Origin of the sequence: Propionispira arboris (assembly GCF_900109225.1) — a bacterium.
GTDB classification, from domain to species: Bacteria; Bacillota; Negativicutes; order Selenomonadales; family Selenomonadaceae; genus Propionispira; species Propionispira arboris.
The window spans coordinates 99915-124208 of record NZ_FNZK01000004.1 but is presented as its reverse complement, the minus strand read 5'-3'; the positions used below and the strand labels follow the sequence as shown (position 1 = coordinate 124208).

22 protein-coding genes and 1 tRNA gene are annotated in these 24294 nt (G+C 39.4%); 5 read left to right on the top strand and 18 right to left on the bottom strand.

The window, feature by feature from the left end; translation table 11 throughout:
- The first annotated feature begins 148 nt into the window (after positions 1-148).
- Both BMY14_RS05415 and BMY14_RS05410 read left to right on the top strand, forming a co-directional pair.
- Positions 149-583: a MarR family winged helix-turn-helix transcriptional regulator gene (locus tag BMY14_RS05415; protein ID WP_019552414.1), complete on the top strand. Its 435-nt coding sequence runs from the start codon at positions 149-151 to the stop codon at positions 581-583.
- A 231-nt stretch (positions 584-814) separates the two neighbouring features.
- On the top strand, positions 815-1771 hold the full coding sequence (locus BMY14_RS05410; RefSeq protein ID WP_019552415.1) for an L-lactate dehydrogenase: 957 nt from the start codon (positions 815-817) through the stop codon (positions 1769-1771).
- 304 nt (positions 1772-2075) lie between these two features.
- Here BMY14_RS05410 and BMY14_RS20480 read toward each other — a convergent pair whose 3' ends face one another.
- From BMY14_RS20480 to pdxS, 13 genes are all read right to left on the bottom strand, one after another.
- Complete coding sequence (locus tag BMY14_RS20480; RefSeq protein WP_019552416.1) at positions 2076-2246, bottom strand: hypothetical protein; 171 nt, start codon at positions 2244-2246, stop codon at positions 2076-2078.
- A 259-nt stretch (positions 2247-2505) separates the two neighbouring features.
- Positions 2506-3435: a 1-phosphofructokinase family hexose kinase gene (locus tag BMY14_RS05405; protein ID WP_091829900.1), complete on the bottom strand. Its 930-nt coding sequence runs from the start codon at positions 3433-3435 to the stop codon at positions 2506-2508.
- 121 nt (positions 3436-3556) lie between these two features.
- Positions 3557-4411: a tagatose bisphosphate family class II aldolase gene (locus BMY14_RS05400; protein ID WP_091829898.1), complete on the bottom strand. Its 855-nt coding sequence runs from the start codon at positions 4409-4411 to the stop codon at positions 3557-3559.
- 14 nt (positions 4412-4425) lie between these two features.
- On the bottom strand, positions 4426-5853 hold the full coding sequence (lacG, locus tag BMY14_RS05395) for a 6-phospho-beta-galactosidase (protein ID WP_091829896.1): 1428 nt from the start codon (positions 5851-5853) through the stop codon (positions 4426-4428).
- Positions 5854-5883: 30 nt separating this feature from the next.
- Complete coding sequence (locus BMY14_RS05390) at positions 5884-7551, bottom strand: PTS transporter subunit EIIC (protein WP_091829895.1); 1668 nt, start codon at positions 7549-7551, stop codon at positions 5884-5886.
- A gap of 23 nt (positions 7552-7574) precedes the next feature.
- On the bottom strand, positions 7575-7892 hold the full coding sequence (locus BMY14_RS05385) for a PTS lactose/cellobiose transporter subunit IIA (protein ID WP_091829893.1): 318 nt from the start codon (positions 7890-7892) through the stop codon (positions 7575-7577).
- A gap of 32 nt (positions 7893-7924) precedes the next feature.
- Positions 7925-8443, bottom strand: a complete 519-nt coding sequence (gene lacB / locus BMY14_RS05380; protein WP_091829891.1) for a galactose-6-phosphate isomerase subunit LacB — start codon at positions 8441-8443, stop codon at positions 7925-7927.
- Positions 8444-8467: 24 nt separating this feature from the next.
- Complete coding sequence (gene lacA / locus BMY14_RS05375; RefSeq protein WP_091829890.1) at positions 8468-8893, bottom strand: galactose-6-phosphate isomerase subunit LacA; 426 nt, start codon at positions 8891-8893, stop codon at positions 8468-8470.
- Complete coding sequence (locus BMY14_RS05370; RefSeq protein ID WP_091829888.1) at positions 8890-9663, bottom strand: DeoR/GlpR family DNA-binding transcription regulator; 774 nt, start codon at positions 9661-9663, stop codon at positions 8890-8892. The genes lacA and BMY14_RS05370 overlap by 4 nt, the downstream gene beginning before the upstream one ends.
- Before the next feature lie 383 nt (positions 9664-10046).
- Entirely contained in the window at positions 10047-11909 is a 1863-nt protein-coding gene (locus BMY14_RS05365) for a glycosyl hydrolase 53 family protein (RefSeq protein WP_091829886.1), read from the bottom strand.
- A 104-nt stretch (positions 11910-12013) separates the two neighbouring features.
- Positions 12014-13438 carry an S-layer homology domain-containing protein gene (locus BMY14_RS05360; protein ID WP_091829883.1) on the bottom strand — a complete coding sequence of 475 codons (1425 nt, stop codon included), beginning with the start codon at positions 13436-13438 and terminating at the stop codon, positions 12014-12016.
- A gap of 400 nt (positions 13439-13838) precedes the next feature.
- Positions 13839-14429 (bottom strand): pyridoxal 5'-phosphate synthase glutaminase subunit PdxT, encoded by a 591-nt coding sequence (gene pdxT / locus BMY14_RS05355; RefSeq protein ID WP_091829881.1) that lies wholly within the window; start codon positions 14427-14429, stop codon positions 13839-13841.
- Between the two features lie 2 nt (positions 14430-14431).
- Positions 14432-15310: a pyridoxal 5'-phosphate synthase lyase subunit PdxS gene (gene pdxS / locus BMY14_RS05350; RefSeq protein WP_091829879.1), complete on the bottom strand. Its 879-nt coding sequence runs from the start codon at positions 15308-15310 to the stop codon at positions 14432-14434.
- 127 nt (positions 15311-15437) lie between these two features.
- Between pdxS and pdxR the strand changes: the two genes are divergently transcribed.
- Together pdxR and BMY14_RS05340 are read left to right on the top strand one after the other, a co-directional pair.
- Entirely contained in the window at positions 15438-16880 is a 1443-nt protein-coding gene (pdxR, locus tag BMY14_RS05345; protein ID WP_091829877.1) for a MocR-like pyridoxine biosynthesis transcription factor PdxR, read from the top strand.
- A gap of 61 nt (positions 16881-16941) precedes the next feature.
- Positions 16942-17018: transfer RNA gene (locus tag BMY14_RS05340), tRNA-Pro, on the top strand.
- A gap of 75 nt (positions 17019-17093) precedes the next feature.
- On the opposite strand, the gene BMY14_RS05335 is transcribed toward BMY14_RS05340, so the two are convergent.
- Both BMY14_RS05335 and BMY14_RS05330 read right to left on the bottom strand, forming a co-directional pair.
- Positions 17094-17489: a thioesterase family protein gene (locus BMY14_RS05335; RefSeq protein WP_091829875.1), complete on the bottom strand. Its 396-nt coding sequence runs from the start codon at positions 17487-17489 to the stop codon at positions 17094-17096.
- Between the two features lie 79 nt (positions 17490-17568).
- The gene (locus BMY14_RS05330; protein ID WP_091829873.1) at positions 17569-18447 is read right to left on the bottom strand and encodes a LysR family transcriptional regulator; all 879 of its coding nucleotides are present in this window, start codon (positions 18445-18447) and stop codon (positions 17569-17571) included.
- A gap of 154 nt (positions 18448-18601) precedes the next feature.
- Between BMY14_RS05330 and BMY14_RS05325 the strand changes: the two genes are divergently transcribed.
- Complete coding sequence (locus tag BMY14_RS05325) at positions 18602-19822, top strand: MFS transporter (RefSeq protein ID WP_091829871.1); 1221 nt, start codon at positions 18602-18604, stop codon at positions 19820-19822.
- Positions 19823-20011: 189 nt separating this feature from the next.
- On the opposite strand, the gene BMY14_RS05320 is transcribed toward BMY14_RS05325, so the two are convergent.
- The 3 genes from BMY14_RS05320 to BMY14_RS05310 form a co-directional block, all read right to left on the bottom strand.
- Positions 20012-21358 (bottom strand): enolase C-terminal domain-like protein, encoded by a 1347-nt coding sequence (locus BMY14_RS05320; protein WP_091829869.1) that lies wholly within the window; start codon positions 21356-21358, stop codon positions 20012-20014.
- Between the two features lie 36 nt (positions 21359-21394).
- Positions 21395-22780, bottom strand: a complete 1386-nt coding sequence (locus BMY14_RS05315; protein ID WP_091829867.1) for an enolase C-terminal domain-like protein — start codon at positions 22778-22780, stop codon at positions 21395-21397.
- Positions 22781-22862: 82 nt separating this feature from the next.
- On the bottom strand, positions 22863-24221 hold the full coding sequence (locus BMY14_RS05310) for an MFS transporter (RefSeq protein ID WP_091829865.1): 1359 nt from the start codon (positions 24219-24221) through the stop codon (positions 22863-22865).
- Positions 24222-24294 lie beyond the last annotated feature (73 nt).

Sequence of the window (24294 nt, the reverse complement as noted above, 5' to 3'; positions counted from 1 at the left end):
TATAAAAGTCAAGGTATCCCGCCGTTCAAATCCACTATTTTTTTCTTTTTAAAACAATTGTTTTTTATTCATTTTTCGATTTTTTATTGTTTATCCAACTATATTTTTAAAGTCGATTATTTTATTAGAAAGGAGTCGTTATGTTTTTATGAAACCCGTAGTAAACCGTAAACAGCTTTCTGATGAGTTTATTGATTTTCTATTCACCTTCCATAAAAATTTTTTCCATCAAATGACATTTCCTGTTCCCGCAAATCACTTTATGACATTAGTATCTTTATCGGATCATGGAACACTTACGATTACAACCCTAAGTGAACAATTAGCTATTTCCAAACAACAGATGACCCCTATTATCGATAAGCTGTCAAAGAATGGCTATGTTGAACGCCATACGGACGCACGAGACCGCCGCTGTACAAATGTTACATTGACCGAAAAAGGCATAAAACTTTTAAGTGTACAAGATTCTGTAACAAAAATGCTGTTTGAAAAAAGAATCAATCTATTGAGCAACACCGAAATCACATCATTCGACCAGTCTCTTAAAGTTCTTGCACCTTTATTTAAAAAAATGTTTTAAGTTTATATTTATTTTGTCTTCACAATGAGATCATTGGGTCTCATTTTTTATTATAAATGAAAGAAAAATATATACAGCTTTGCTTTCCATTGCACTTTCATTGACATTATTTTTGTAATGCTGTAAACTAAATTTCAAGTCAGGAATCTTTCATAGGTAAAGATTTTCCGTTCTTGCTGAGCCAGGATGACGATTACGTTATTCTGGCTTTTAATTTTAGGAGGTTTTCGTATGATCAAAAAAAATAAAATAGCCATCATCGGCTTAGGCCACGTTGGTTCAGCCGTACTCGCTCGTGCCATTGCGTGTCAATTAGCACCAGAAATCGTCTGTATCGATACGGACGAAAAAAAAGCCCATGGCGAAGCATTAGATGCCAGCCATTCCACGCCCTGTACATATCTTCCCGGCATTAAAGTCTATTCCGGTGGTTTCGAAGAATGCAAAGATGCCAGCATCATCATCTGTTCTGGCGGACCAAGCATCATTCCCGGTGAAAAACTGGACCGATTAATCTTAGCTGAACGCAACGTTAAAGTGATTGGCGACATCATGGCAGAAGTCACTCGTTATACAAGAGATGCCATCTTCATCATGATAACAAACCCACTTGATGTGACCACTTATCTGGCCGCAACGAAATTCGATTATCCTGCGGGCAAACTATTTGGTACCGGCACAACACTTGAAACACTTCGTTTCAAACGAATCCTTGCCGATCATTATAATGTAGATGCAAAAGATGTCCAAGGTTACATGCTGGGCGAACATGGTAATTCTGCTTTTCCTGCCTGGAGCATGGTTAATATTGGCGGCATTCCCGTTGATCAGCTAGATTCTTATTTCGAAACAAAAAAACCGCTTGATAAAGATAAGCTTGCTGCCGACGTTGTCCAGACAGCCTATGATGTGCTGATGTCGAAAGGCTGGACCAATACTGGCATTGCCATGGGAGCCTGTCGACTTGCCAAAGCTGTCCTATTTAATGAACACTGTATAACGCCTGTCTCTACACCGCTGCAGGGTGAATATGGCTTAACCGATGTTGCACTCAGTCTGCCGAGCCTCATTACGGAAAATGGTGTGCAGAAACGTCTCGCCATCCACTTAAGTGATAAAGAGCTAAAAAATCTTCATGCCAGTGCTGACAGCATCAAAGCTGTTTTAAAAGCAAGTCATTTGATTTAAAACAAACAGTTTCCTTCATTATATAATACAAAGCAAATGGTCTTTCTTTTTTCATTATAAAACTGAATCTAAAAACGGCTTATTCATTCGTTTATATTTAAACTTTTGAATAAGCCGTTTTTCGTAATAAGGTACAAGCTCTCTTTACGAGTCACTTCTACATGTTTGTTAGCTGATTAAATGTATCTCTTCTACCATGATGCACCTTCATTCATATTTTTAAACTAAAGGGATACGATCTATAATACATTACATAAATTTTTTGGTTTATTTATTTATTGCTTGACAACAAATAATTTCGTTTTTACTTTTTTGCTAATAATAGCCCGGAATCCGATAAACCCTTCGCCGAATCAGTACTTTGATATTCTGCATGAACTGATTTGGCTCTTTGATTATCAGAATGATATGCCGCTAAAAAGCTAAGCATAAATAAAATGGATGCAATCCATATATATGTTTTTTCTTTCATCATAATAAGCCTCCTCCTATAAAATAAAAATGCAAAAGACATCTGGAGTTATTCTCCTGAATATCTTTTGCTATCAGTCTCTGATCAGCTAACAATTATATCCAAATAATACTCTACAACTTTTCTTTAAAACAATGGCAACTCTGACAAGTTTTAAGGAAAGATCGCTTAGTCATCACTCAGAACTTATTTATACATCATATCACACGACAAATACGTTGTCAACCAATTTGTATATTATTTTAACTTCATGCATTCTTCGTTATGATAGTTCCTGCACCTGTACCAATTGTTTCAATGTATTTACGGTCGACAAATTGACAAACCCGCTTTCTTTTTCCATCGCATTTGCTGTTCCACACGCCGAAGCAAATTTTAAAAGTTCTTTTATCTCGTAATTACGAGCGAGTCCAACTGCAACGCCCGCCACATAAGCATCCCCCGACCCGACAGGATTAACGGCATTAACACTAGGAAACGTTACATGATAAAATTGATTTTCATAACCTGCTACAGAGCCCTTCGAGCCAAAGGAAATCACAACGAAAGTTATACCAGCCTTTTGAAACAGCTTGATTTCGCGTACAGCATCCGTCGGCGTCTTAATTGCCCGTCCCGTTAAGGCTTCCACCTCTGTTTGATTGGGTTTGATAAAAAATGGCACGGACTTAATTCCTTCCTGCAAAAACTTACCACTTGCATCCAGTAAAAATCGTCTGCCCGCTTGATGACTTAAATCAATTAATTTGCGATAAAAATCAGGTACTGTATTGCGAGGCAGGCTACCGGATGCAACGACCAAATCGACGCCTTCCAAGAAATCTTTATATTGGTCTAGAAAGATTTCTTGTTCTTTCCAGGTGACTTCCGGTCCCGGTTCTAATATTTCCGTTTGTACTTTATCATCTGTAATAAAGGCTAAGCACTCGCGCGTATCCCCTTGAATCTTGACAAAATCTTGTTTTATGCCACACTCTTGTAATTTAGCTTCAATAAATTCGCCGTTTTTCCCACCTAAAAAACCCGTTACCAAACATTCCTCGCCTAAGATCATAGCAACATTTGCCACATGAATTCCTTTGCCGCCAGCGGTATTTTCTACAGAACGCGCCCGCATAACACAGCCGGTTTGAATTGCGTCCAACTCATATCTTTTATCTACCGATGCATTTAAATTGACTGCTAAAATCATAACTTTATTCGCTCCCTTTCCATTTACACTGCGATCTTTTCAAACAAAAAGCGCAGACCTTTTAGTCCTGCGCTTTTTGAATCATTTTCCTAAAAATAATCAACTGACTATTTCTTTAGAATCAGTAACGATTGGCACTGCCGCAAACTGTAATTTTATGTCTCACTACAGCTTCCATAGCCACTTTACCTGGTGTCATATACTTACGAGGGTCACTTGCATCTGGATTTTCGACAAAAAATGCTTTAACCGCATTTGCAAAAGGAATTTTTAGATCGGTTGCAACATTCACTTTACAAATCCCCATTGAGATCGCTTTTTGTACCAAATGATCCGGCACATCAGAAGCTCCATGAAGAACTAATGGAATATCGACAATGTCCCGAATCTCTTTCAAGCGATCAAAGTCCAGTTTGGGTTCCCCTTTATATAGACCATGTGCTGTACCAATTGCAACTGCCAAAGAATCGATGCCGGTAGCTGTAACAAACTCAACCGCATCATCTGGATTCGTATACATTGCATCTTTTTCACTGACATTAAGGTTATCTTCCTGCCCGCCGAGGACACCAAGCTCCGCTTCCACTACAGCATCATAACGATGTGCATACTCCACAATATCTTTCACAATAGCAATATTTTCTTTAAACACATGTTTGGAAGCATCAATCATACAAGATTTAAAACCAATTAAAATATTTTTCTTAATAACATCCGGATCTTCAAAATGATCCATATGTATAGCAATTGGAACATGGCAATTGGCCGCTGCTGCTTGAGCCATCGCTTCTATATAAACCGGACCCGCATAACTTTCAACCGTAGATGGCGTACCGGCAATAATAACCGGTGATCCCATAGACTCTGCCGTCTCTACTACAACTTGCAGCGTTTCCATATTATGAATATTAAAGGCTGGTACCGCATATCCATCCCGTTGTGCTTTTAATAACATTTCTCTACTTGATAATAACATTCCTAGCCACTCCTCTATTCCACCGAATCAACACTCACCAAATGTTTTGTTTCTGCAACTTTTTTAAACCAGTACGCACTTTTTTTTGGATATCGTTCCTGCGTATTGAAATCAACATAAAATAATCCGTACCGTTTGTTATAACCATTGGACCACGACAATACATCCATAAGCGACCATACATAGTACCCTTTTACATTTACGCCGTCGGCAATCGCTTTGAGAATATAAGAAAAATGTTTTTTGATATATTCAATACGCGGTGTATCATCGATTTTTCCATCTTCAAAATCATCTTTATAACCCATACCGTTTTCTGCAATATAGATTTTTTTATAATTTGGATAATCTCGTTTGATACGCATGAGCATCTCGTACATTCCCTGTGGATAAATTGGCCAATCCCAGTCCGTAGTTTCGACAGCAGAATTACTGACCCTGGCTCCAATACCTTTTAGAGCAAAAATACTGGTTCCTTTTTCACCGGTTCCATTATGATGAATTTTACTTTCACCATCATACGCTTGCAGAAAATGACTTGAATAATAATTCATACCGAGAAAATCAATATGTTTCGCAGCAGCAGCAAGGCTTTCCATATCGCCATCAAAAACTTTAAAGCTTCCATCATTCGCTGTGAGAATCTCCTCAACGGTTTGAAGCGTTTCTGCATCGTATTTCCCTTTGAAACAAGCATCCAGCATAAAACGGTTCGCCAGCATATCGTCAAGATAAGCCGCTCTTTTATCTTCTGGTTTATCGCTAATCGGGCATTTTCCTTCTAATGTATGTACAATACCAATTTCGCCTTTTAAGTTCATTGATTTATAAAGCTCAACGACCTTCGCATGTGCCACCATCATATTGTGCATAATCTGTACTGCTTTTGGTATATCATATTGAACATTAGGCGGGAAGTTCCCAATAATATAACCATTTTGCGCAATAGACCAAGGTTCATTAAACGTTGCCCACTTAACGACACGGTCACCAAAATTCTCAAAACATACTTTTGCATAAGCCACAAAATGATCGATTGTTTCACGATTGAGCCAGTCCCCATCCTCAAAGAGTCCTAATGGTGTATCAAAATGATGTAAAGTAACAAAAGGTTCTACATTGTTTTGAATACATTCGTCAATCAGCCTGTCATAAAAATTGATGCCTAATTGGTTCACGGCTCCTTTACCTTGGGGAATAATACGGCTCCAAGAAATTGATATCCGTATCCCATTAATACCAAACTTTTGTGACAATTCCAAATCATCTTTATATTTATGATAAAAATCGCTCGCCATATCGCCATTAAACCTGCTTCCCGGGCGCTTTAAATATTCATCCCAGCAACAAGGACCTCTACCATCTTCGCTAGTTGCACCTTCTACCTGAAAGGCTGCTGTTGCACCACCAAAAATAAAATCTTCTGCAAATTTCTCTTCCATATTCATTCCATCCTTTTATCCAAAAATATCCTAGGCTTGAATCAACCTTAAAACAAAATTCAAGGCAGCCTCTGGATCTCTTGTTAAGTTCACATATTCCTTGCCGGAAGTAGTAGCTGATTTTACATGCTTTGCATCACAATCATGTTTCAATTCATCATACATTGAAGCCATCTGTGGTGCTAAAATAATCAAATCAAAATCCGTGATATTTTCTTTATGCTGGCCATATGCCATCGCAATGGATTCCATATGCACACCCTCTTTGGCTGCACCTTTGGAAATTGCTTTTGCAAGCATGCTGCTCGTCGCACCACTGGCACAAAGCACTAAAACGGAAAGATCTTTTTCTTGAGATGCCTGCACAACGTTTTCTTGTAATGATGTCATTGGTGCAGCTACAATTTCATCTTCAACGATTTCGCCACCATTTGCAGCTTCTTTGACAACCAGCCCATCATCATAGGCTTTGAAGAACGGGTAATAAACAATAGCATCAAGAATAAGCAAAAGTGGAGCGAGCAGGAATGACATTTTAGCAAACCCTGTCCCCAAAATCAAACCGATCGTCCCCGGAGTAGTCCATGGGAGAATATATAAGAACCCATTCATTCCTAAGTTATCAATAAAGAATTTAAACAACCATACGTTTAAAATCGGGGTCAAAATAAATGGTACAAATAATACAGGATTTAATACAATCGGTGCCCCAAATAAAATCGGTTCATTAACCGCAAAGGTTACTGGAACAATCGACGCTTTCCCAACAGCGCGCAGCTGCTTTGATTTTGCAATAAAAGCACACATTGCGGTAAACATCAAAGTTGCACCAGTCCCACCTAAGGTAGCAACAAAATAGGAAGTACCATGCGTTAAAGCAAAGGTTGCATGTTGTCCTGCCTGATAAAGCTGTAAATTAGCTTCCACATTGGCAATATAAATCGCTGTTACAGCTGGTTCAACGATGGAAGGACCATGTATTCCAACAAACCAAAACATTGCCATCGCACCATAGATAATAGCTAAACCCGTATAACCATCCGCTGCGGTAAAAAGCGGTTTAAATACTTCTAAAATCCAGGCACTAAACACCATCCCGGATGCATCTTTGAACCATATATTAAATGCCCAAAACGCTAAAATAGATACAGCTAAAGGAATAAGATCAGCAAACGTCTGTGAAATGTTATGTGGCACCTGATCCGGCATTTTGATTGTAATATTTCTTTTCACAAAAAACTTGTAAATATTCGGAACGATAAAAGCAACAACAAAGGCAGAGAGCAAACCTTTTGTACCCATGAACTCGGTTGACAAACCACCCTTTACACTTTCAACACTCAATAATAAGAAACAAATAATCGCCACAATCATAACCGATACTGAATTGATCTGACGAAGTTTCGGCAGCGTATTATTGATATTATCCGTTAAACTTTTCCCAATCGTAGCAACCATTAGAACTGCCAAAATCCCCATTGAATATCCATAAGCCTGCCAAAGCAGAGCACTGATATTATCAGGCCATTTAAAACCAAAGATTTCCGGTACACAGGCAACCAGGATAAATAAACTTGAAAATAAAACAACTGGTATACAACTGATAAAACCATCCCGAATCGCTCTTAAATATGGATTTTTGGAAACCGCTTCAAAAAACGGTTTCATTGTTTCAATCAGGGCAATCAACTTTTCCATTTAGTTCCCTCCTGCTTCTTCTTTTATTTATTTACTTTTTTATAAAGTTGAATAAAGTTTTTCACGAGATCACGCAGCAGCATAACCGTCATAAGATGATCCTGCGCATGAACTGTCAAAAAAGTAATCTTTACAGAGTCTCCGGAAGCTTCCATCTGCAATAATTTAGTCTGCGTATTATGTGCTTCGGTGATCAAATCATCACCCTCTTGAATCATGGCTGCCGCTTTTTCATAATCTGCATTATTCGCAGCGGTTAAAGCACCGATGTATTTTGATCTTGCATCTCCTGCATATGCAACAATTTCTACTGTAGTCATTTCCATTTCTTCATTTGTCATACGTTTCATCCCCCATATTAAAAAAACTCAAATCAATCGTGATATTCGCCGCGATTCCACTTTTCAATAAACGGGTCAAATAGATGCTCATTTAAATATTGGCTATCTTTTCGTTTAGCAATCACATCGATTTTTGCAATTAAATTCTTATCTTTTCCGGTTGGTTCAAATTTCGTTTCAATAAAGGCATCCAGAATTTCTTCCATAAGTCCCACTCCGGTAATCCTGCCACCCAAACCAATAATGTTTGCATTTAAATGTTTTTTCGCATAAATTGCACTTGTCATGTCCCGAACCAAGGCAGCTCTTGCACCAACAACCTTATCAGCCGATGTTGTAATCCCAACGCCAGTTCCGCAAATTGCTATTCCTAAATCTGCTTTACCCGATACAACTGTTTCCGCCATTAACTTACCATAAATAGGATAATGCGTTCTGGCATGATCATAGGTCCCGCAATCAATCACCTCATACCCTTTCTGTTTTAAATAATCCACAACATGTATTTTTCTATCCGTAACAATATGGTCACATGCAACTGCTATCTTCATACCAATTCCTCCTAGTTTAATTTCTTATAACATTTCATTCAACATATCTACACGAATCTGATGACGTCCTCCCGCATATTCTGCTTCAATATAAGAATCCACAATCGCTTCCGCAAGCTGTGCACCAACAATGCCGGCACCAAGGGCAATAATTGAAGTATTGTTATGGCTTCGTGTCATATAAGCAGAATGTTCATCAGATACTTCGGCACAAATGATACCTTTGTGTTTATTCGCTGCCATAAAGGAACCAGCTCCATACGCATCAATTAAAATCCCTCGATCCGCTTCTTTGGCAAGAATACCCTGCGAAACTCTCGCCGCTGCATCGACAAAATCAACCGTATCCGTCGTTTTATCCACCACGTCTATCCCTTTACCTGTAAGGTACCCTTTAATATGTTCCTTCAATTCATACCCGTCATGATCTGAACCAATCAATATTTTCATAAGTTTTCCTCCTGAACTGCATTCATGATCTTACAATACTTCGAATATTTTAGCTTTAAATCTGGATCAATTTTCGAGTCTGTAAGGAGTGCAGTAATTTCTTCTAAATTATATAGCGTATAGAAATCTTCTTTTTCAATCTTACTTGAATCACATAAAAGATATCTTTCGATGGCATTATTCATGATGATTTTTTGACAATGGCCTTCCTCTTCATTTGAGGTCATAACATCATTGCCTGCGACACCATTGGCCCCAATAAACGCAATTTTCACACGTATCTTCGCCAGCATATCGTTAGCAAAACTACCAACAAAGGTATTTGTTTTGGCTCTCAGGCGACCACCGACTAAAATCAGATCAAAACGATCATCCCCGCGAAAACGTTCAAATACACTTAAGCAATTTGTGACTACTTTGACATTTGATACTTTGATGTAATCCGCTAAAAATTCAGCTGTAGTTCCTGGTCCGACGTAAATAATATCATGATCTTTCACCAAGCTTGCCGCAATTTTAGCAACTTCAATCTTGTTTTCTGTATTGATACCTCTTTTTTCATTCAAAGAAAGTTCTTCAAATTTCGCACTTTCCTTACTGCGAGCTCCCCCATGAATTCGAATCAACAGACCTCGTTCTTCCAAACTTTGCAAATCTCTACGAATTGTCATTTCAGTCGCTTCCAGTTTTCGTGTTAAATCAGCTACCCGAATAATATCGGCTTTGTTTAAACTCTCCAATATAAGTTCTTGCCGTTCTTCTTTTAACATTGCGTCATCTCTTTTCTGTTATATAAAAGTTATAATACAAATCATGTTCTTTGTTTATCGTTTTTTATCGTTTTTGTTTATATCTTTATTATAACGTTTACGAAGATTCTTTCAATGTTATATTTATATCATTTTAGATCATTTATAACCATATAAGTCTATTTTTTTTGTATTAAATCAATTTTATATATGTTTTTATCTTTATATTACAATATTACGCTGTTTTTTATTATATCTATATTTTATTTCCGATCCTATTACGTGTTCTAATCAAACATAGTTTAAAATAAAACATCTATCTTAAGTTAGATTCTTATATTTTTCATAACAAGAACCCAGCTGAGATAGATGTTTTATTGCCTATCAATTGAAATCAAAGAGCTTTATTCTTGAACATACAATTCCACATCATCAATGGAGCCCCAATTACCTGCATTTGCTTGATTGTCGACACCAATTGTAATTTGTCCATTCGTAACATCAATGTCCTTAATTGTCCATTGATGCCATTTATTCCAGCCATCGTTGGTAATCGGTGTCATTACTTTTGCACCGCCAAATTGATCTGCAAACAGTTGCACAGTTTTTTCACCACCGCCGCCTTGCGTCCAAACCGACAACGTATATTTCCCATTTTTCAAACCAGTAATAGTTTGTGTTGCCGTAAAGGAAAAAGCTTTATCTGCCCAATAATGCATGGCACTCTTATCACGGACATCACCAGCAGAATTAGAGTTATTCACCGCACTCATATCGCCTTTAACTGTCCATTGATTTAAATCACCTGTTTCAAAGTTGCCATTTTTAACAAGATTTACTTTATTGATCACAGTCACTTTAGCTATCGCCTTAATATCACTGCCAGCAACACTGCCACTGACACGATAATTCCCAACAGCATCATAAACTGGTGCTGCCGTATTCCAAATAACTGGGAGGTCTTTCGTGGAATCATCTGTATAAACCGCACTAACCGTTTGTGGCAATTCAGTTGGTTTTCCTATATTCCCCACTACATCAGCCGGTTCCAACGCTTTAATCGCAGCCTGTACAAATTTATTATCTTTCGCAGACACAAGATTAAAGACATCTAAAGATTCTAAAGCATTACCTTTGAAATCAAACATCGCAAGATTTTCCCATTCATTGCCCTCGCCATGTTTCCAGCCAGCGCCAGGGGTCGGAATCCAATCTGGTTCCCAATAAAAGATACCCATACCGCGTTTATTATTTACTTTACTTACAGCTTCCATAACATTCCGAAGCCCGGTCGCCTGCCCTTGAACAGTGCTCTTGTAACCACCAATTCGTTCTTCCGTCGGTCCGTAAACATTTTTCTGTGCATCAAAGCCATCATTTGTAAAGCCGAATGCTGTTTCTACTACAACAACATCTTTATTATAGCGACCGCTAATATCATTCATATTATTTTCAAGCTGTTCCATTTTACCATGCCAGAATGGGTAATAAGATAAGCCAATTACATCGAAATCATTCACTTTATTCGTCACAATTAAAGAGTCAAAAAAGCTGCGGTACAATGCATTATCGCCACCATTTGCCAAATGAACCATCAACTTAACCCGGTGATTTGGGTCATTATCATGAACTGCTTTCAAGCCTTGACCGATCATCCCCGCAAGATTTTTATAACCTTCCGGTGACACAGGTTTCCCTTCCGGCCACAGCATACCATTATTAAGTTCATTCCCAATTTGCACCATATCCGGTGCAATACCTTTTGCCGTAAAGTCTTTCATAACCTTGCTCGTATAGTCATAAACATCTTTTTGCAGTTGTTTTGCATTATGATTCGCCCAGGCTGCTGGTTTATTTTGTTTACCCGGATCAGCCCAGAAATCACTGTAATGGAAATCAAGTAAAACTTTCATGCCTCTTGCTTTTGCTCTTGCCGCAATTTCCAAAGCCTTTGCTTCATCCGTATTGCCGCCGCCCACTTCAACACCATTCACGATCGGATTATTCCAGATCCGTAAACGAACCCAATTAATGCCATGCTGCTGCAAAATATCTAAGCAGTCTTTTTCTACACCCTGATCATAAAATTTACCATTTTTTAATTCGATTTCTTTGAGCATTGATATATCTGCGCCCTTAATAAAATCAGAACGAATACCATCGATCGGATTCACCTGAATTGCAGCTTCTGCATCGGTTGCACCAAAAATAAGAGTACCTGTCATAATCGCAGAAAGCACCAGCGAAGCTAATTTGTTTTTTTTCATGTCTTCACCTCATATATTTGTTTTGAATAATATACATCTACCAATGTTCGTAAATCCACCTGCCTTGTTCAAACGAATCTACGAAATAAATTTAAATTTTTAATTTAGAAGCTAACGGTAACAGCTGCATATGCTATATCATCATATTTGCTAAAGCCGGATTTTCCACTATCATACGGCTGCATTTTATAATAAGTTAATTCTAAATTTGTATTGCTAGCCAGCATATAACTTGCACCAATACCCCAGCCTTTATCGCCATCACCATTGTAACCATTCCCACCAGCTACGTTAAGTCTATGCCCCCAATATTTAGAATCAATTGCTGCATTGCCAAGACTCATGTATTCAGCATACACTTTCCATGTTTTCGCCTGACTCCAAACTTGATTGCCATATGTCAATCTCGTCCAATAGCCATGATTTTGATCAGCAGATTCTGCATTATTCTTCACATATTCAGCAATCAAATTAACCTTTTTGCTAATTTGTGAATTAAAGCCCAATGCATATTGATCAAATGCATATGCCTGGTCCGTCCATACGTCCGTAAGCACAGGCATTTGAGTCCAAGTTCCACCTACATCAATCCATTTATTTTGATATTCTGTAGAATGATTTTTCAATGTTCCATTCGTTTTTAAATGAGCCAGCGTAACATGGGTAGCAGCACTTGTAGTAACGTCAACATTTGCCATAAATGCTCCCATATTGGAATCCTGCCAGCCTTCGGCTGCCATGTCACCCCAGCCAGCCGAAGCTGTCACATTATTGCCAAATTTATGTGTAGCATAGATACCATCAATCTGATTTTCCCACCAAAGAAGGCCCTGTCCCAAATTCAGTTCAACACGGCCAAGCGAAACTTTTGTATTCGCATGGTCCCAGTCCAAACTGAATTTATCAAGTCTGAATGCGCCCTGATCCCGATAGCTGTTATCCCAAGAATTAAAGTTCTGATTGTTGCCGCCCCAGCCATTTTTCACATTAATTTGATTTTCATATTTGATACGCCCGTTAATGGATAAATTTTTCCCGGGTTCAGCATAAATCCCCAAACGTACACGTTCTTCAAACTGACTAGCCTTTGACGTATGACCATCATTCGTATCTTTTATTTTATTATCTTTATTTTCATAATAACGAAAACGTGCATCACCATACCATTTAAACGAAGACATTTTATCTTCAACTTTTTTGAGGCGCACTCCCATATTATCCAGTTCACTTGAATATTCTTTTGACAGGCGATCCAAAGATGCTTTGTTGGCATCATCTGCTTTATCCACATTCGACATTGCTTTGGCTACAAGTTCTGCCATTTCATAACGGGTAATCGCTTTTTCTCCACGGAAATCGCTATCACCATAACCATCAACCAGACCATCCTGCACTAACTTTTCCACCGCAGAATAGGCCCAATGATCTTTCGGTACGCTGGCAAATGGATTTGCCTGTGCCGCCATCGCAACGTTCGACAGACCCAATGCCCCTATAACCGCTGCACTAAAGATTAACTTCTTTTTCATGTGTGACTCCCCCTATGTTTCTTTTATATAAAATTTAAGAATACGCACTTTAAGTATGTCCCTTTGTGTTCGATACTTTATGTATTATGTTTTATTTTTATCTTTTTTTATCGTTTTTGTTTATATCTCTATTATATAGATTTATTTTTTTCTTTCAATAGCAAATATTCTTTATATTCGCTTAAATAAAGACAAAAACAAGCTTTATAATATATTATTCTGAAAATTTAGTATTTATTCTATTATTTTCATTGGTTTAATCGTTTTTTCTCTTATAAAGATAAATTTATTAGAATTTTCTTTTTGTTTTTTACAAACAAAAAGACACTAGTTAGGACAAAAATATTGTACCTATCTAGTGCCTTATACCTATAAATCTTCTTAAAATATAAAAAAATATTTATTTCGCCGCTCGATTTTGAATAAAATGTTCGAAAAAATACCGATGAAAACTCAAATCAGTCGTAAGTTCCGGATGAAACGAAGTCACCAACATATTATTCTGCGCGGCTGCTACAATGCGCCCCTGTATCTTGGCTAAAACTTCCACAGATTCCCCAACTTTCTCAATATAAGGTGCTCGAATAAAAACGAGCGGTATATTGCCATGCGAAACGTTCGGTAACGAAACAGTTGTTTCAAAGCTATCAAGCTGACTGCCGTAGCCATTACGACGAACGGTAATATCCATCGTTGAAAAATAGCGCACTGGCTGTCCTGTTATTTCTTTTGCCAACAGAATAAGACCAGCACAAGTCCCCCAAACAGGCAATCCATTGGCTATCTTAGTGCGAAGCGGTTCCAACATATTATAATAACCAAGGATTTTCCCCATCGCTGTAGATTCTCCTCCGGGCAGTATAAGTCCATCAACTTGATTGATTTCAGCCATTGTCTTAACGGCAAGACCTTCAACATCAGGCAAACGATCCAGACAGGCAATATGCTCTGACACAGCGCCTTGAATCGCCAGTACACCAACTTTATACATATTTACCAGCCCCTGTTTGCCAGATGTTCCTGTGGTGCGAGCGTATCAATTTCAATCCCCACCATTGCTTCACCAAGATCTTCCGAAATCACGGCGAGTTTAACTGGATCATTATAATAAGTTGTTGCTTCAACAATTGCTTTCGCACGTTTTTCCGGATCACCTGATTTGAAGATACCTGAACCGACAAATACACCATCTACGCCAAGCTGCATCATTAGTGCCGCATCCGCCGGGGTTGCAATCCCGCCAGCAGCAAAATTCACAACAGGGAGTTTCCCGTTTGTATGCACATATTGTATCAGGTCAAATGGTGCACCATATTCTTTGGCAATTGTCATAAGTTCCATTTGCGAAGCAGCTTGTACACGGCGCATATCATTCACCATCGTACGCATATGACGGACTGCTTCCACTACATTGCCTGTACCAGCTTCGCCCTTCGTACGAATCATTGCTGCTCCTTCACCAATACGGCGCAGCGCTTCCCCTAAATTACGTGCCCCGCAGACAAAAGGAATTTTAAAGGCAGCCTTATCAATATGATTCACATCATCTGCCGGAGTCAGTACTTCTGATTCATCAATATAATCAATACCAAGTGCTTCTAATATCTGTGCTTCAACAAAATGACCAATTCTTGCTTTTGCCATAACCGGAATCGATACAGCAGCCTGAATTTCACGGATCATTTTAGGATCTGACATACGGGCAACACCACCTTCTTTACGGATATCTGCCGGAACACGTTCCAGTGCCATAACAGCTACTGCGCCAGCTGCTTCTGCAATCTTAGCCTGTTGTACGTTTGTCACATCCATAATGACACCGCCTTTAAGCATTTGTGCCAAGTTTTTATTTAATTCATATCTGTTTCCCATAAAATTATTCCTCTTTTCCTATTGTTATATTACTTTGTATTTGTTAAAATAAAATTGTACCGATACAAAAATAACTGATCGGCCTTAAATTTCTCTTATTCTAGCAAAGTGAGGTGTAATATACAAGATGGAAAATAATTTCATTGATTTTGTATCAATACAATTAGCAAAAAATAGTAAAGAGGCACTGTATGTACAACTATACAATCAGCTTTGTGAATATATTAAACTTGGTCGTCTTGCACCTGGTTACCTTTTACCGCCCATACGAAAATTTGCCGCATTTTTAAATATTAATGCCGGAACAGTCGTTAGTGCTTATAAAGAACTTGAAAAAAATGGCTATATTTTTTCACGTTCCGGCAGTGGCAGTTATGTCGCAGAATCGAATACCTCAATTGATGAGGAACAGCCCCTAGAGATCAATGACCGAAAAATCGATGATCCCGAAACTTTATCACCGTTTGATTCTGCCATGATAAATATGTCTAGTATCTCGCTAAATCCAGATATTGTTTCCGTCGAAAAATTTAAGCAGGTCCTTATTGAAGTCCTCGACCGCGATCAAGGTTACGCCTTCAGCTATCAAGAGAGCCAAGGCTTTTATCCATTGCGTGAATCCATTGCCGCACATTTCAACAAAAGCGGTGTGAAGACAACACCCGATACCGTACAAATTATTTCCGGCGCCCAACAAGGTATCGATATCGTTGCCCGAGCTTTATTGAATTATGGTGATTATGTTTTCACTGAAAGACCAACGTACCCCGGCGCAATCGACGCTTTTCGCTCACGCGGAGCCAAAATCATTGATATTAATTTAGAAGTAGACGGTATTGATATCGATGACCTCGAAAAAAAGCTCCGCCAGTTTCGCCCAAAACTAATTTACGTTATGCCAAACATCCAAAATCCTACAGGAATTTCCTATTCAATTGCCAAACGAAACCGCTTAATGGGACTTGCAAGATATTATAATGTTTTTATTTTGGAAGATGATTATATCAGTGATTTATCCTATAGCAAAGACGTTTTAGCACCACTCAAAGCCCTTGATCGTGACGACCGTGTCATCTATCTCAAGAGCTTTTCAAAAATATTTATGCCGGGACTCCGCCTGGCTTTTTTAACAATGCCAAAAGTCTTTGCTGCCAAATTATTAAATGTAAAGCATCTATCCGATATATCGACATCTGGTCTTACCCAAAGAGCATTTGATTTATATCTGCGCCAAGGCATCTGGCAAAAGCACCTTGCCGAAATCAAACAAACCTACCAAATACAATTTGAATTTACCCTGCAAGCTATTGCAAAATACCTGCCGAAAGATGTTCATTTCATCAAGCCCAATGGCGGTCTATCGATCTGGTTTACATTGCCACAAAATGTCTCAGCAAAAAGCATCGTGGAACTCGCTTTTCAAAACGGGGTTCTGCTAACAGAAGGATCCCCTTTTTTCCCTCGCCAAACCTCAGATCAACATATTCGAATCAGTTTTGCCACCATTCGGCTGCAAGAAATAACTGCCGGCATGCAAATCATCGGAAAAGCTATTGAAACTCATCTGTAAAAATATGTATAAATTACTTGATTTTTTCTACTAAACGCAATATAATATGTAGTGTGTTAATCGGGATGTAGCACAGTTTGGTAGCGCGCATCGTTCGGGACGATGAGGTCGCAGGTTCGAATCCTGTCATCCCGACCAGTTTTTAAACAGACGACGAGTCATAATGAATTATGGCTCGTCTTTTTTGTGTTCAAAATCTACATTTTTTATTTATCAATACAATTTCGCCTCTGCTTTTTGCAAAAAAGGCTCTTTTTTAATAACGAAGCGCTCATGGATTCCTTCGGCAATTTTTTCTTTTTCATCAAAAGCTGTGACTTTAAAAGTCAGTTTTCGACCTTCTACAAGAATAAGTTCACTCTCTACACGCACCTTCATCCCCACAGGTGTTGCGGCAATATGCTTTACATTCAGCAAAATACCGACTGTAGACATCAACTCCGGGAGAGTTTTTTGTGCCAAAAGCGCACTAGCTTTTTCTATAAGTGCAAGCATTGCCGGCGTCGCGTATACCGGTAAACTTCCGCTACCCATAAAAACTGCCGTATTTTGCTCAGCTACCACATCTTGTGCAGTTTCTTTCATCCCTATTTTAAATTCAAAATCCATAACAACATCTCCACTCTTTTCATTTTCCATATATAATATTTTTTCACTACGATCTCATTTGGCTATTTTATCCATTGTATTAATGAAACATTTCTTTAAATAGTGTCAAAAAATGCTGTCCGCTATGCGACAATGTACGATTTTTCAACCAAGCTACTACAGTTTGCGTCGAAATCACCGGATCAACAATCGCTTTATATACAAGATTATCTTCCGTCAACAATTCCTCAGTAGACTTCGGCACCAAGGCCATACCAATTCCCATTTTCGTCCATAAAATATTTTGCAAAATCCCGTCACTCACACAAACAATATTCGGTACAAAACCCAAGGTACTACATTGTGCTAAAAAAATTGTCTTCCAACGCAGAGGAATAATGAGTGGCTGATCTTTAAGTTCCCGCAGACTTACCCGATCCACACGTTTCCCACAGCAGCACAAATTTTTCTGCATAACCATAACCAGTGGCTCGTTGGTAAGTGTAATGGACTCATAAATCTTAGGATCAACATGCGTGCGCGTGATACCAATCTCAATGATCCGATTATCCAAAAGTTCTAAAATGCGAGCGCCTTCTCCTTCCCATAATTGAAATGTAACTTTGGGATACCGTTTATGGAATTCTTTAATCAATCCAGGCAAAAGCGTAGCACCAGAGGTCGTCACCGTACCAATCATTAACGATCCCATTACGCCTGAGCCAATCGCCGTAATTTCATTGACTGTTCCATCTACCATACCTAATATTTGCTCAACTCTTGTATAAAGAATTCGTCCAGCCTCCGTAAGCCTGATTCTGCGGCTGCCGCGTTCAAAAAGTTGAACCCCCAGAGATTCCTCCAGTTTTTTCATTTGTTTACTGAGGGCCGGTTGCGCAATGTCCAAACGTTTTGCTGCATGGCTGATATTACCTTCCTCCACGACTGCATAAAATGAATGCATATCTTTAAATTCCATATACTTCCCCCATTTGTATTCCGATTTTATATATTACATATACTTTTTTGCTAGTTTTACCATACTTCTTATTGTGCTATACTTTCAAAGAATCATCAATAGTTTCAAGTAAAAAAATTGATTTTTTATAATTTATTTTTAAAGAAGGTATACTATGTCTATAAATAACACAAATCAATCACAATGGAAACGTTCTTTTTATATTATGTGGGCAGCACAATTTATCGGTATGAGTGCAATCACTGGTGTCGTTGCATTTTTACCCCTTTATATAACGCAGCTTGGTGTCACCAATACATCCTCTTTAGGTCTCTGGGCCGGAATTCTCATGGGTGCTACTTCATTTTTTGCCGCACTTTCGAATCCATATTGGGGGGCTATGGCCGATCGCAAAGGTCGCAAACCAATGGTTGAAAAAGTATTGCTTATCTTTGGGCTGATTATGATTGTAATGGCGTTTGTAACCAACGTCTATCAGCTTTTAGCCTTACGCATATTTCAAGGTCTTTGCGGTGGTTTTGTCGCTGCTGCAACCGCACTCGGCATCAGTATGGCACCAAAAGAAAAGATCCCATTCATTGTGGGTATGTTTCAAACAGCACTCATTGTCGGTGGTGCCGTTGGGCCAATGATCGGCGGTATCATTGCCGATTTGTTTGGCTATCGTGTACCCTTTGTTATTTTTGGCTGCCTGTGTTTACTCACATTAGTGATTGTTCGTTTTGCCATTTCAGAAGCTTTCACACCAGCACCCAAAAACGAACAAACTTCCATCAAAGAAACTCTTCATTATATTTGTTCTTTAGGTGATTTAAAAGTCATGCTGATGGTTTTATTCTTAGCACAATTTGCTATGCAAAGCATCGGACCAATCTTGCCGATTTATATTCAAGGTATGGTATCCAATACAGGCAGTTTGGCCAGTATTTCAGGCACAATCATTGCCATTGGCGGTGTAACCAGTGCTTTAGCCTCTGCCAGTATGGGTTTTATCAGCAAACATTATTCCCATCGTCGGATTCTTACCATAGCATCAATCTTATGCGCCATTACTTTTATCGGTCAGCTTGCAGCAAACAGTATCTTCACGCTAGGAATCATGCGTGCCGTCAATGGGTTATGTATCGGAGCCATGATCCCAAGTGCCAATACTATTGTGACGTATCTGATTCCTGAAGCAAAACGTGGAGCCGCTTATGGTATAACTGGTGGTGCTGCTCTAATGGGCAACGTTTTAGGCCCACTATGTGCCGGACTCTTTTCCATCTTCTTTGGGATTTCCTCTATTTTCTGGGTCACCTCACTCCTGTTTCTATTTGTTTTCGTTGTCTTATTCGTACAAATCAAAGCAGATTATCATCCCCAAATGTCATAAGTCCACATCACTAAGTGTCTACGCTTTGACGAACATATTTGAATAACTCCATAATCCCCCATAAATAAACTGCCTGATGAATTATTCGATTCATCAGGCAGTTTATTATTATACAAGCTAAATTTTGTTCATATGAACTGAGGACTTTTTTCAATTTATAAAGCAGATTAAATTATTTATCTCGTTGCATCACCGAACAAGGCAGGGGCACTTAGGATCATATTGCCAATTTGGAATAAGGTACTGCATCGTCTTGGCATCATCACGTGCTCCAAGATTATGTTTCTGATAAAGTTCATGTGCCTGTTCAATTTTACCCATATCTATTTCAATACCGAGGCCAGGTTGATCTGTCACTTTAATTTTCCCATCAATAATCTGCATAGGCTCTTTCGTCAAATGCTCCGTGTGTTCCTGCCAAATCCAATGCGTATCAAGTGCCGTAATCTCGCCGGGAGCTGCAGCCCCGGTTTGTGCAATCATAGCTAAGGAAATATCAAAATGATTATTAGAATGTGAACCCCAGGTAAGTCCCCATTCATGACAAAGCTGTGCCACTCTCACTGCTCCCTGCATCGTCCAAAAATGCGGATCAGCAAGCGGAATATCAACAGATTGCAGCATAACAGCATGGCTGAGTTGTCGCCAATCTGTAGCAATCATATTCGTTGCTGTTGCCAGTCCAGTGCTCTTCCTAAACTCCGACATAATTTCACGTCCGGAATAGCCATTTTCCGCCCCACAGGGATCCTCAGCATATGTAAGAATGTTGCTCTTGTTTTTGCACAAACGTATAGCTTCATCCAGCGACCATGCTCCATTCGGATCAAGCGTAATCCGTGAATCAGGGAACGTTTTCTTTAAAGCAGTGACCGCTTCGATTTCCCTATCTCCACTTAATACGCCGCCTTTCAGTTTGAAGTTTTTAAAACCATATCGATTCGCTGCCGCTTGCCCAAGACGGACCACCGTTTCTGGCGTCAATGCTTCTTCATGGCGGATACGAAGCCAATCATCTTTTTCGGATTCTTCACTTAAATAGGGTAAATCCGTTTTTTTGCGATCACCAATAAAGAAAAGGTATCCCAAGAATTCGACTTCATCACGCTGCTTTCCTGTCCCAAGCAGTTCAGCAACTGGCACGCCAAGATATTGCCCCAGAAGATCAAGGCAGGCTGCTTCTACAGCCGTAACTGCATGAATCATTGTACGCAAATCAAACGTTTGTACACCGCGTCCCTCAGCATCGCGGTCTTTAAAAGCCGCTCTTATTTCATTGAGAATATGGTTATAGCGGGCAATAGGCCTACCGATAACAAGTTCTTTTGCATCCTCAATCGTACTGCGTATCTTTTCTCCGCCAGGAACTTCACCTGCCCCGATATGCCCGATACTATCTTTCAAGATTACGATATTCCGCGTAAAAAATGCACCATGGGCACCACTAAGATTGAGCAGCATACTATCATGTCCCGCTACGGGAATAACCTGCATCTCCGTGATAATTGGAGAACTATCTTTACTGCTGATTTTCATATATATCATATCTCCTTTGCTTTTAAGAAATAAACTTTATAAATCATGCATAAATGCTGGCTTCTTTGGATCATATTTCCAGTCTGCTACAAGATATTGCATCGCCATAGTATCATTGCGTGCACCCTTGCCATATTTTTCATACAGATTATTTGCTTTTTCCACTTGTTCCATATCAATATCAATTCCCAATCCAGGCTTATCTGGAACTTTGACTGTTCCACCAACGATTTTCGGTGGTTCCTTTGTAAGATGTTCCTGACCTTCCTGCCAAATCCAGTGTGTATCGATAGCAGTAATCAGACCAGGAGCTGCCGCTGCCACCTGCGTAAACATGGCGAGTGATATATCAAAATGGTTATTGGAATGTGATCCCCACGTCAGTCCCCATTCATGGCAAATCTGTGCCACACGAACCGCCCCCTGCATAGTCCAAAAATGTGGATCGGCCAGAGGAATATCCACAGACTGCAAAGAAATAGAATGTCCAAGCTGGCGCCAGTCCGTTGCAATCATATTCGTTGCAGTTGCCAAACCCGTTGCCCTTTTGAATTCAGCCATAATTTCCCGCCCTGAATAACCATTTTCCGGTCCACAAGGATCTTCCGCATAAGCGAGAATATCAGAGCGCCCTTTACAAAGTTTAACAGCATCATCCAATAGCCATGATCCGTTCGGATCAAGCGTGATTCTCGCCTGAGGAAACGCTTTTTTTAATGCCGCAATCGCTTCTATTTCTTTTTCTCCACTCATAACGCCGCCCTTTAATTTAAAATCCTGAAAACCGTACTTCAGCGATGCCGCTTGAGCCTGCCGCACAACCATTTGTGGTGTCAACGTCTCCTCATGACGAATTTGATACCATTCATCTTTACTGTAACCTGCAGAAAGATAATTTAAATTCGTCTTTTTTTGATTGCCTACATAGAAAAGATATCCCAGCATACGGACTTCATCACGCTGACGCCCATCACCTAAAAGATCTGCAACGGACACATTAAGATATTGTCCCAATAAATCCAGTAGTGCTGCTTCAATAGCCGTAATTACATTATCAGTTCGCAAATTAATTTCATGCGGTTGTTGCAGTACAGCAGCTTCTGCAGCCGAGGTTACCTTATGAACCGTAGTCTTTATTTTAGTAAAACCTTCGCCAAGAATAACCTGTCGAATCATCTTAAGAATATCATGATACCGCCCAATGGATTTGCCTTCAACCAGACCAATTGATTTTTCCAGTGTCAGCCTTATCCCTTCGCCGCCAGGAACTTCACCAACTCCGGTATTTCCCTGATTATCTTTGATGATAACAATATTCCGCGTAAAAATCGGTGCATGTGCACCACACAAATTCAACAGCATACTGTCATGCCCCGCTACAGGAATAACCTTCATTTCTTTTACCACAGGTGTATCATTCATACATAAATCCCCCTAACGTATTGTAAAATACCATTATTATGTACTATTATTTTAAATTTTCGTCCAAGGAACAAAGTTTCCTTTATTCCTTAACTGCTTTTAATTCAACACGGTGGATATCACCAACTAAGAACAGATAACAAAATGCTGCAACAAAACCATGTGCCACTGTAAATACAAGTGCCCATTCAAAAGACCCGGTTACTGCTACAATATAGCCAATAACGATAGGCGTCGTAATGCTTGAAAGATTACCGCACATATTAAAAAGCCCTCCGGCAAGCCCCGAAATTTCTTTAGGAAAAGTGTCCGACCCAACAGCCCAGCCTAAAGCACCAAAAGCTTTGCCAAAAAAAGATAAGGACATAAACAAAATAACCAGCGGAATCGAATCGACATAGTTACAGCCGATCATCGCCATACTCATTATCATCCCGCCGACAATCGGAAATTTACGTGCCAACGAAAGTGAATAACCTTTTCGCAATAAAAAATCAGAAAATACACCGCCAAAGATACCTCCGCTAAAACCGCATAAAGCCGGAATAGCCGCTGCAAAACCGGCATGAAGTATATCCATTCCTCTGGCTTGGACAAGATAGACTGGAAACCAACTAATAAAGAAAAACGTCATTGCATTGATACAGTATTGTGCTAGGTATATCCCAACAAACATCCGATTCATCAGCAACTGTTTAATAAGATTAAAATTGGGTCCCTTTTGTTTCGCAGTTTTATCTTTTTTCCCCATATCCATGCTGACTAAGCCGCCGCCTTCTTCGATATAATCAACTTCGGCTTTATTGGCCATAGGATGTTCTTTGGGATCATGAATAAACTTCAGCCAAAAAATTAACATAACCAAGCCTATCGCGCCCATAACAAAAAAGACATAATGCCAACCGAAATAATGCACGATCCAACCCATAAGCGGTGCAAAAATAACGGTTGCAAAATATTGTGCCGCATTAAAAATAGAGGATGCTGTACCACGTTCCTGTTTCGGAAACCATGCGGCAACAATACGGGCATTCGCCGGAAAAGACGGAGCTTCAAACGTAGCCATTAGATAGCGAAAAGAGAAAAGAACGACCGCTGCGGTAATACCCGCAAAAAATGCCGAGAATCCCTGCAGCATAACAGAAACAGACCAAAAAACCAATCCAATGGCATATACCTTTTTAGAACCATACCGATCAAGCAACCACCCACCCGGTAATTGTGCAATAACATAAGCCCAGCCAAAAGCAGAAAAAATATATCCCATCTGGATACTCGTAAGTCCCAAATCATGCTGTATTGCCGAACCTGCAATAGAAATTGTTGCCCGATCTGCATAGTTTATGGCGGTAATAGCAAAAAGAATAGCAACGATTATCCAACGAACATTTGTCTTTTTCGCCTTTAAAGGGCTTGTGGTCATAGTATTATCCGAAAACATTCTGATCACTCCAATTACTTATTTTTGCGTATTCATTTTTATCCTAAATCTAGCAGCTGGAAGTATACCGGTC

What these genes read in the sequence shown, in the direction of transcription:
- BMY14_RS05415 (WP_019552414.1), top strand. Translation starts at nt 149, where the DNA reads ATGAAACCCGTAGTAAACCGTAAACAGCTTTCTGATGAGTTTATTGAT.
- BMY14_RS05410 (WP_019552415.1), top strand. Translation starts at nt 815, where the DNA reads ATGATCAAAAAAAATAAAATAGCCATCATCGGCTTAGGCCACGTTGGT.
- BMY14_RS20480 (WP_019552416.1), bottom strand. Translation starts at nt 2,246, where the DNA reads ATGATGAAAGAAAAAACATATATATGGATTGCATCCATTTTATTTATG.
- BMY14_RS05405 (WP_091829900.1), bottom strand. Translation starts at nt 3,435, where the DNA reads ATGATTTTAGCAGTCAATTTAAATGCATCGGTAGATAAAAGATATGAG.
- BMY14_RS05400 (WP_091829898.1), bottom strand. Translation starts at nt 4,411, where the DNA reads ATGTTATTATCAAGTAGAGAAATGTTATTAAAAGCACAACGGGATGGA.
- lacG (WP_091829896.1), bottom strand. Translation starts at nt 5,853, where the DNA reads ATGGAAGAGAAATTTGCAGAAGATTTTATTTTTGGTGGTGCAACAGCA.
- BMY14_RS05390 (WP_091829895.1), bottom strand. Translation starts at nt 7,551, where the DNA reads ATGGAAAAGTTGATTGCCCTGATTGAAACAATGAAACCGTTTTTTGAA.
- BMY14_RS05385 (WP_091829893.1), bottom strand. Translation starts at nt 7,892, where the DNA reads ATGACAAATGAAGAAATGGAAATGACTACAGTAGAAATTGTTGCATAT.
- lacB (WP_091829891.1), bottom strand. Translation starts at nt 8,443, where the DNA reads ATGAAGATAGCAGTTGCATGTGACCATATTGTTACGGATAGAAAAATA.
- lacA (WP_091829890.1), bottom strand. Translation starts at nt 8,893, where the DNA reads ATGAAAATATTGATTGGTTCAGATCATGACGGGTATGAATTGAAGGAA.
- BMY14_RS05370 (WP_091829888.1), bottom strand. Translation starts at nt 9,663, where the DNA reads ATGTTAAAAGAAGAACGGCAAGAACTTATATTGGAGAGTTTAAACAAA.
- BMY14_RS05365 (WP_091829886.1), bottom strand. Translation starts at nt 11,909, where the DNA reads ATGAAAAAAAACAAATTAGCTTCGCTGGTGCTTTCTGCGATTATGACA.
- BMY14_RS05360 (WP_091829883.1), bottom strand. Translation starts at nt 13,438, where the DNA reads ATGAAAAAGAAGTTAATCTTTAGTGCAGCGGTTATAGGGGCATTGGGT.
- pdxT (WP_091829881.1), bottom strand. Translation starts at nt 14,429, where the DNA reads ATGTATAAAGTTGGTGTACTGGCGATTCAAGGCGCTGTGTCAGAGCAT.
- pdxS (WP_091829879.1), bottom strand. Translation starts at nt 15,310, where the DNA reads ATGGGAAACAGATATGAATTAAATAAAAACTTGGCACAAATGCTTAAA.
- pdxR (WP_091829877.1), top strand. Translation starts at nt 15,438, where the DNA reads ATGGAAAATAATTTCATTGATTTTGTATCAATACAATTAGCAAAAAAT.
- BMY14_RS05335 (WP_091829875.1), bottom strand. Translation starts at nt 17,489, where the DNA reads ATGGATTTTGAATTTAAAATAGGGATGAAAGAAACTGCACAAGATGTG.
- BMY14_RS05330 (WP_091829873.1), bottom strand. Translation starts at nt 18,447, where the DNA reads ATGGAATTTAAAGATATGCATTCATTTTATGCAGTCGTGGAGGAAGGT.
- BMY14_RS05325 (WP_091829871.1), top strand. Translation starts at nt 18,602, where the DNA reads ATGTCTATAAATAACACAAATCAATCACAATGGAAACGTTCTTTTTAT.
- BMY14_RS05320 (WP_091829869.1), bottom strand. Translation starts at nt 21,358, where the DNA reads ATGAAAATCAGCAGTAAAGATAGTTCTCCAATTATCACGGAGATGCAG.
- BMY14_RS05315 (WP_091829867.1), bottom strand. Translation starts at nt 22,780, where the DNA reads ATGAATGATACACCTGTGGTAAAAGAAATGAAGGTTATTCCTGTAGCG.
- BMY14_RS05310 (WP_091829865.1), bottom strand. Translation starts at nt 24,221, where the DNA reads ATGTTTTCGGATAATACTATGACCACAAGCCCTTTAAAGGCGAAAAAG.